This window comes from Cognatishimia sp., assembly GCF_964229375.1.
Classification (GTDB): domain Bacteria; phylum Pseudomonadota; class Alphaproteobacteria; order Rhodobacterales; family Rhodobacteraceae; genus Cognatishimia.
Genome location: NZ_CAXREH010000116.1, coordinates 1 through 7,813, shown reverse-complemented (window position 1 = coordinate 7,813; position 7,813 = coordinate 1). Strand labels below are relative to the sequence as shown.

The following is a 7,813-nucleotide window of genomic DNA, read 5'->3' as shown; positions in this document are numbered from 1 at the left end:
CGGATAGACGTCGACATGACCGATCGCACCAACCGCATTGGGCTGATTTTTCATTGCGATCTCGTGCACCAGCTCTGTAATCAACGCCAGCCCGCGACCCGCATTCTTGCGCATATGCATCGGTGTCGAGCCTGTGTGGCTTTCCTTGCCGGTCACGGTGCATTCGATCCAACGCAGACCCTGACCATGGGTGACAACGCCCATAGCTTTTTGCTCGGCGTCCAGGATTGGCCCCTGCTCGATGTGCAACTCAAGCATCGCGTGCATTTTGCGCGCACCAACCTCTTCGTCGCCAACCCATCCAATGCGCTTCAGCTCGTCACCAAAGCGCTTGCCTTCGGCATCGACCCGATCATAGGCCCAGTCTTGCGTGTGCTTGCCCGCAAACACGCCGGACGCCAGCATCGCTGGGGCAAACCGCGTGCCTTCTTCGTTGGTCCAGTTGGTCACAACAATCGGGTGCTTTGTCTTTATGCCCAGATCATTCATGGTGCGGATCGCTTCAAGCCCGCCAAGGACTCCAAGCACGCCGTCATATTTGCCGCCCGTCGGCTGTGTATCCAGATGCGAGCCAACATAGACTGGCAGCGCCTCGGGATCTTCGCCCGCGCGGGTAGCGAACATATTGCCCATGGTGTCCACACCCATGGTCATGCCAGCGGCCTCGCACCAATCTTGGAACAAGGCGCGACCGGCCGCATCGTCGTCTGTCAGGGTTTGTCGGTTGTTACCACCCGCAATGCCAGGCCCGATTTTGGCCATGTCCATCAGGCTGTCCCACAGCCGATCACCGTTAACTTTCAGGTTTTCTCCTGGAACTGCCATGTCTCTCCTCCGACGAAAACTTCAATCGTACACTTGTACGAGAGTATTCCTGACCGTATGGTCAGGATGAGATCACCACATGTTGACTAACTGGTCAAGATTTTTTTAGGGCTGAATATTCCGATGGCGCAGACAAAACGCGCAGGCAGCAAAAAAGAACGGCGCCAAGAGAGCGAAGCGCTTATTTTAAAGGCGGCAGAAAAAGTCTTTGCCGAGGCTGGGTACGGCGGCGCAACGATGCAATTGATCGCCGACCTCGCTGGTTTGCCAAAGGCAAATCTGCATTATTACTTCCCCACCAAAGAAGCGCTGTATCGTCAGGTGGTTGAAAAGATTTTCCGCATCTGGCTGGAGGCCGCGGATGCCTTTGACGAGGCCGAAGGCCCGCGCGAAGGGTTGGGGGCCTACATCGATGCCAAGATGGAAATCAGCCGCCGACATCCGGCAGGCTCAAAAGTCTGGGCCTTTGAGGTTATGCACCGCGCGCCCATCATTCAGGACTATCTGGAAACCGCGCTTATGCAATGGACCAAAGGGCGCGCGCAGCTGATCCAAGGGTGGATCGAAGACGGCCTGATGGACCCGGTTGACCCTCAGATTCTTTTGAACCTTATCTGGGCGACAACGCAGCATTATGCCGACTTCAGCCACCAGATCGAAACGCTGAACGGCGGGCAACCCATGACCGACGAACAGTGGGACAATGCCAAAACCAATGTCAAAAACATCATTCTGAAAGGTCTTGGCGTCAAATAAGGCATCTGGACCCCATCCAAAAGCTCACTTAGGCTGTACTTAGAGACTAGAGAATTTTTATGGCGTCTACTGAGCAGAAAGCAAAAAAACCCAGCCGGATTCAGCTGCGCAATCGCAGCAAGATCCTCGAGGCGGCTTTGGATGTGTTTTCCACACACGGCTATCGGGGATCGACATTGGATCAGATCGCGGTGGCGGCCGGACTGTCAAAGCCCAATATCCTCTATTATTTCGAAGGCAAGGAAGAGATCTTTGTCACCTTGCTGGGCAGTCTCGTGGACAAATGGGTCGAGCCGCTGCGCCAGATCGATCCAGATGGCGACCCCCTCGAAGAGATCCGGGGCTATGTTGCACGCAAAGTGCATATGTCGCGCGATATGGAACGGGAAAGCCGCCTCTTTGCCAACGAAATCCTGCAAGGCGCGCCGCGTATCGGCGAGCATTTGTCCGGAGATCTGAGCGCCCTGTTCAATCGCACCACGGATATTCTGACCACATGGATGGATGAGGGAAAAATCGCCCGCGTTGATCCTGAACATCTGATCTATTCTATCTGGGCAACGACACAGCACTACGCTGATTTCAGGCCCCAAATTGACATGCTGTCCGGCGATGGAAAAATCGACAGCGCCGGTGCGTTTCTGGACCAGCTTTACGTCAAACTTCTGACCCCCTAAAGCAAAACCGCCGACCCAAGGGCCGGCGGTCTAAAGCGATCTTTTTGCTTACTCGGCAGCTTGCGATGCCGGGTTGTTGGGGTGCGCCAACCAGTTGCCATAGTCTGCCGAGACAGGCTGGTTTGTACGCTCGTCCATCGCGCCAGGTTCCAGCGTTTCCATCGTGATACAGTTCTCAACCGGACACACGTTAACACACAGGTTACAGGCGACGCATTCGTCATCCTTCACGTCAAAGACACGGTCTTCGCTCATGGAAATCGCCTGGTGGCTGGTGTCTTCGCAGGCTGCGTAGCAACGGCCACAAGAGATGCAAAGGTCCTGATTGATCCGCGCCTTCGTCACGTGGTTCAGGTTCAGATACTGCCAGTCGGTCACGTTTGGCACCGCGCGTCCCACCAGATCAGCGGTCGAAGTCATGCCTTTTTCGTCCATATACTGGCTCAGGCCAGAGATCATTTCTTCAACGATCTTAAAGCCATATGTCATCGCAGCGGTGCAGACCTGAACGTTACCCGCGCCAAGCGCCATGAATTCCGCCGCATCGCGCCATGTGGTGACACCACCGATGCCGGAAATCGGCAGACCATGTGTTTCCGGGTTCCGCGCGATTTCAGCAACCATGTTCAACGCAATCGGCTTCACCGCTGGGCCACAATAGCCACCGTGAGTGCCTTTGCCGTCGATCATTGGTTCTGGCGCAAAACTGTCCAGATTGACCGAAGTGATCGAGTTGATGGTGTTGATCAGGCTGACCGCGTCCGCGCCACCGCGTTTGGCGGCCTCGGCGGGATAGATCACATTGGTGATGTTTGGCGTAAGTTTGACGATGACCGGAAGGTCGGTCGTCTGTTTACACCAGCGCGCGACCATCTCGATGTATTCCGGCACCTGACCAACGGCCGATCCCATACCACGTTCCGCCATACCGTGCGGACAACCAAAGTTCAGCTCGAAACCGTCACAGCCGGTTTCTGCCACCATCGGCAGGATCTTTTTCCATTCGTCTTCTTCGCAAGGCACCATGACCGAAGCGATCAGCGCGTGATCTGGATAGTCACGCTTTACGCGCAGCATTTCTTCCAGGTTCACTTCCAACGGACGGTCGGTGATAAGTTCAATGTTGTTCAAACCCAGCAACCGGCGATCCGCGCCGTGGATCGCGCCATAGCGAGGGCCGTTCACGTTCACAACGGGCGGGCCTTCGGCGCCAAGGGTTTTCCAAACCACACCGCCCCAACCGGCCTCAAAGGCGCGGCGGACGTTGTATTCCTTATCGGTCGGCGGTGCAGACGCCAGCCAGAATGGGTTTGGGGATTTAATACCTACAAATTCGCTTTCGAGATTGGCCATGTCGCTGATCTCCTTTGCTTATGCCGACAATGCGGCGTGAATGTCTTCGGCCGCGTCACGACCCTCGGCTACGGCAGTGACGGTCAGGTCTTCGCCACCAGAGGCACAATCGCCCCCGGCCCAGACGCCATCCATGCTTGTGCGCCCGGCGCCCGTGACTTGGATCTTGCCACCTGCCACATCTGGCAGATCGTCACCTTCCAGAGTCTGACCGATCGCTTTGAATACCTGGTCCGCAGCCAGACGGAAAACCTCGCCGGTTGGGTTCAGATCGTCGTCTGTATATTCGAACTCGATCTCGCGCACCGAGCCGTTGCCAATCACGCCACGAGGCGATGCATTGGTAATGATCCGCACACCTTTAGAGGCTGCCAGATCCTGCTCAAAGCCAGAGGCGTTCATGCGGTCTTTGCCGCGACGGTACACCAAGGACACGTTCAGCGCGCCCAGCAATTTGGCTTGCACGGCAGCGTCGACTGCGGTCATGCCACCACCGATGACGACCACGTCGCGACCGATTTCAACAGACCCAAAGTCAGAGGCTTGGCGCAGGTCAGCGATGAAATCGACCGCGTCCAGTACGCCATCTTTGTCTTCGCCATCACAACGCAGCGCATTGACGCCACCCAGACCGATGCCAAGGAACACCGCATCATAGTCGGTGTTCAGCTCGCTCATCGTCAGGCCATTGCCCAGGGATTTGCCGTGCTCGACTGTGATGCCACCGATCTTCAGCAGCCAGTCCACTTCTTTGGCGGCAAAATTGTCTACGGATTTATAGGTCGCAATACCATATTCGTTCAGGCCACCCGCTTTGGCGCGCGCATCAAAGACAACGACGTCGTGACCCTTGGTGGCCAAACGGTGCGCACAGGACAAACCGGCAGGGCCCGCGCCAACGACGGCGATCTTTTTGCCTGTGGCGGCAGCGCGCTCGAATGGGTGCTCGTCTGCGGCCATCAGCACGTCAGTTGCAAAACGTTGCAGTTCGCCGATTTTGACAGGTTTGCCTTCGGCAGCTTCGCGCACACAAGCCTCTTCGCAGAGCGTTTCTGTCGGGCAGACGCGTGCGCACATACCGCCAAGAATATTCTGAGACAGGATCGTCTTCGCTGCAGCTTCTGGAGTGCCGCTGGCGATCTGGCGAATGAACAACGGGATGTCGATGTCCGTCGGGCAGGCTGTGATGCAAGGTGCATCGTGACAGAAATAGCAGCGATCCGCGGCGACCATGGCCTCATGGCCATCAAGCGGCGCGTGAAGATCGGCGAAGTTCTCGTCGATCACTTCTTTGGACAGCCGACCGGCCACTACGCCTGGCGTCATCTGACTCGTCATTATGTTCTCCTGTCTGGGTTTCCCTGGATTGGATCTGTTTTTTATCAGACGGTCAAAAAATTATTTAGTCAACAGAAATCTTGTTTGCCACCCCTGAAGCCTGAGCAAAAAGAAAAAGGCACGCCTGTTTTTTAGGCGCGCCTTCAATACCTTACCAAGGCTGGTCGCTCAGGCAGAAAGTTGCCGCAAATATCGCGCGCAACCCTTTAGTGCGGCGAAATCGTCTTCGATAAGCGTGACAGGGAACCCTTTCAGAAGGTCTTCGAACCCGTCAAGATCGGTCATCTGCGCGTGGAAATCATAAGCGCCCAGATAAGGCGTGACAGCGCGGGACACACCGCCTGTGAAATAGATGCCTCCATAGGGCACATGGGCGATCGCCAGATCTTTGGTCACGGTGGCCAGCACAGACACGTAGTCGCGCATAACCGCCGAAGCCGTTGCGTCGCCCGCAGCAACCTGGTCCATGATGTCGCCCGCAGCCGGCCGCGCGCCTGTGTGGGCCTGATAGATGTTCTGCAGCCCCTGCCCCGCCAAAAGCCACTCGACCCGCACGCTTCCGCAGATCTCGCCGACTTTGGCATAAAGGTCAGCCAGATCGGGCCGGTACGGGGCTGTCATGTGACCCGCCTCGCAAGACGGTACAATCAGCCGCTCGCGATCCTGATGCACCGGAACGATGTTAAATCCCGTACCCAATCCGATCACCAACCGCATGCCATCCCTTGCCTTTGAAGGCCCGCAAAGCGGTTTCAACGACTGCTCGGGCAAAGCGTTCAGAGCAAAGCCCTGCGCCTGCAAGTCATTGATTACATCAACTTTAGGCGCACCCGTGACCTGCGCAAACCCGGAGCGGTCGATCTGCCAATCCAGGTTGGTCATGCGCGCAACGCCATCAACAACCAAGCCAGCGGCCCCCACACAGGCACCCGCCAAATCGCCGGGTTTGGCCTCGTCCAGAAAGGCAGCGATAGCCGCTTCGAAACTGGCGACCTCGGCGTTCTTATATCGTGTGGTGGACCCGTCGATCAGGCCATTTTCATCTGCCAAACCGACGCGGGTATTGGTGCCCCCGACGTCGGCAACAAGAAACAAGTGACGTTTTGTCATAAGCGAAACTTTCGGGCTTAGCGGAAAATGTTAGCGCATAACAATGCTGCCCCTCTATGAGCAGTGTTTCCGCCGCCAATCAAGTGCTTGATACCGCCTTATCCAAAAAAACATTATCCGAGTAAAAAAATAGGAATTGACATAGTCGACTATTTTAGTCAGAAAACTATCAAAGGTTTTAGTTAGGAAGCTCGACATGACGATGCAAACGCAAATCAGCACCACAGCAGACACAACACCTATCCACAGCGCAGATCTTTTAACCGGCGACAATGGGCTGGCACGGATTGTGCTGAACGATCAGATCTATACGCTGCGCATCACCCGCGCCGGAAAACTTATTCTGACCAAGTGATTTCAACTACAGTCTCTGCACAAAAAAAGGCGCCGAAAACGGCGCCTTTTTGTTTGGTATTGCAAGGGCTCAGACTTTGCCCTTCCAAGGGATAAGCCAGTTTTCCAAAGCCCGCATTCCGACTTCGATCATAAAGCCGATCACACCGATCACGATGATCCCGACGATAATGATATCGGTCTGCTGGAACTTGGACGCGGTCACGATCATCTTGCCAAGGCCGACATTCGCAGCAACCAGCTCGGCGGCCACAACGGTCCCCCAACAGACACCCATCGCGACCCGTGCACCGGTAAAGATATCGGGCAGCGAGTTTGGCACGATGACCCGGCTTAGGATCTGCCATTTCGATGCGCCCAGCGAGTAGGCCGCATGGACTTTGGATATGGCCACGCCGGACACCCCTGATCGCGCCGCGATAATCATAATCCAGAGCGCAGCAAGGAACAACAGAACCACCTTCCCAAGTTCGCCGATGCCGAACCAGATGATGATCAGTGGAATCAGAGCCAAAGGTGGAATTGGACGCATAAACTCAACGATGGGATCAAACCACCCACGCGACCAGCTGGTCAGACCCATGGCGTAGCCGATCGGAATACCGACAAGCGCACCAAACAAGAAGCCAAGCAGAACCCGTTGCAACGAGTATCGAGTATGCTCGATCAAAGTATACCCCTGATAGCCTTCCTGATTCAGCCAGACAAAGCGGCTGAGCACGATTTCAGGTGCAGGCAGGTACAAACGCGCCATGCGCAACCCGGTGGCTGGGGCAAAGGTCGGTGTACCTTTGTCTGTCAGCGACAGCGTCCCTTCCGGAATTTTAATCGACTCGCCCGGTGCAATGGCTGTGCCATTCAGAGCGACGATTTTGGACCCCTCCTTTTTCGAGACCTCATCGTTTTTCCAGACGTTGATCACTTTGAAGCCATAGCGCGCAACGGTCAGAGAGTCGTTCTTTGCAAAGCCATCACCTGGTTCAACCGTGGCTGGCGCAGGCTCTTGGCCTGGGTTACCCTCGGCATCCGTCGTTTGCTGGATGTCTTCGCGATAGACGCGCATCGTGATATTCGCATCGTCTGTCGTGCCGTCCTCAAGCTGCGCCGTGTAGCTAAAGGTCACGTCACCACTAAAAGGCCCCGGCAGTTTTGGCAGAGGAATCGCAGAGTTTGTGAACGCAACCCACAGCCAAAATACAGTGACTACAGAGATGACAGACGCAATTCGGTTGGCCTTGATTGCGCTTTCGTCGCCGAAGGTCACGGTTTTGAGCGAGTTGAACCCTTCGCTCTCGAAATAGCTTTTCAGCAAGCGCCGAGACACAAGATAGGTGCCGAAAAACGCTACCAGATAAAGAACAAGAACTAGCAAGCCGGTCATGCGTTTTCCTCCGTCCGGC

At 55.7% G+C, this 7,813-nt stretch carries 8 protein-coding genes; 3 read left to right on the top strand and 5 right to left on the bottom strand.

What is annotated here, in order from left to right:
- On the bottom strand, window positions 1-825 hold an 825-nt coding region (locus ACEQWH_RS09040), incomplete at its 3' end, for an allantoate amidohydrolase (RefSeq protein ID WP_370229961.1).
- 123 nt (window positions 826-948) lie between these two features.
- Between ACEQWH_RS09040 and ACEQWH_RS09035 the strand changes: the two genes are divergently transcribed.
- Entirely contained in the window at window positions 949-1,581 is a 633-nt protein-coding gene (locus tag ACEQWH_RS09035) for a TetR family transcriptional regulator C-terminal domain-containing protein (RefSeq protein WP_370229959.1), read from the top strand.
- 59 nt (window positions 1,582-1,640) lie between these two features.
- Complete coding sequence (locus tag ACEQWH_RS09030) at window positions 1,641-2,258, top strand: TetR family transcriptional regulator C-terminal domain-containing protein (protein ID WP_370229956.1); 618 nt, start codon at window positions 1,641-1,643, stop codon at window positions 2,256-2,258.
- A 48-nt stretch (window positions 2,259-2,306) separates the two neighbouring features.
- Here ACEQWH_RS09030 and preA read toward each other — a convergent pair whose 3' ends face one another.
- The 3 genes from preA to ACEQWH_RS09015 form a co-directional block, all read right to left on the bottom strand.
- On the bottom strand, window positions 2,307-3,611 hold the full coding sequence (gene preA / locus ACEQWH_RS09025; protein WP_370229954.1) for an NAD-dependent dihydropyrimidine dehydrogenase subunit PreA: 1,305 nt from the start codon (window positions 3,609-3,611) through the stop codon (window positions 2,307-2,309).
- Between the two features lie 18 nt (window positions 3,612-3,629).
- The gene (locus ACEQWH_RS09020) at window positions 3,630-4,949 is read right to left on the bottom strand and encodes an NAD(P)-dependent oxidoreductase (protein WP_370229953.1); all 1,320 of its coding nucleotides are present in this window, start codon (window positions 4,947-4,949) and stop codon (window positions 3,630-3,632) included.
- 168 nt (window positions 4,950-5,117) lie between these two features.
- Complete coding sequence (locus ACEQWH_RS09015) at window positions 5,118-6,059, bottom strand: ROK family protein (RefSeq protein ID WP_370229951.1); 942 nt, start codon at window positions 6,057-6,059, stop codon at window positions 5,118-5,120.
- 196 nt (window positions 6,060-6,255) lie between these two features.
- On the opposite strand from ACEQWH_RS09015, the gene hemP reads away from it, so the two are divergent.
- On the top strand, window positions 6,256-6,414 hold the full coding sequence (hemP, locus tag ACEQWH_RS09010; protein ID WP_370229949.1) for a hemin uptake protein HemP: 159 nt from the start codon (window positions 6,256-6,258) through the stop codon (window positions 6,412-6,414).
- A gap of 69 nt (window positions 6,415-6,483) precedes the next feature.
- Here hemP and ACEQWH_RS09005 read toward each other — a convergent pair.
- On the bottom strand, window positions 6,484-7,813 hold a 1,330-nt coding region (locus ACEQWH_RS09005), incomplete at its 5' end, for an ABC transporter permease (protein WP_370229947.1).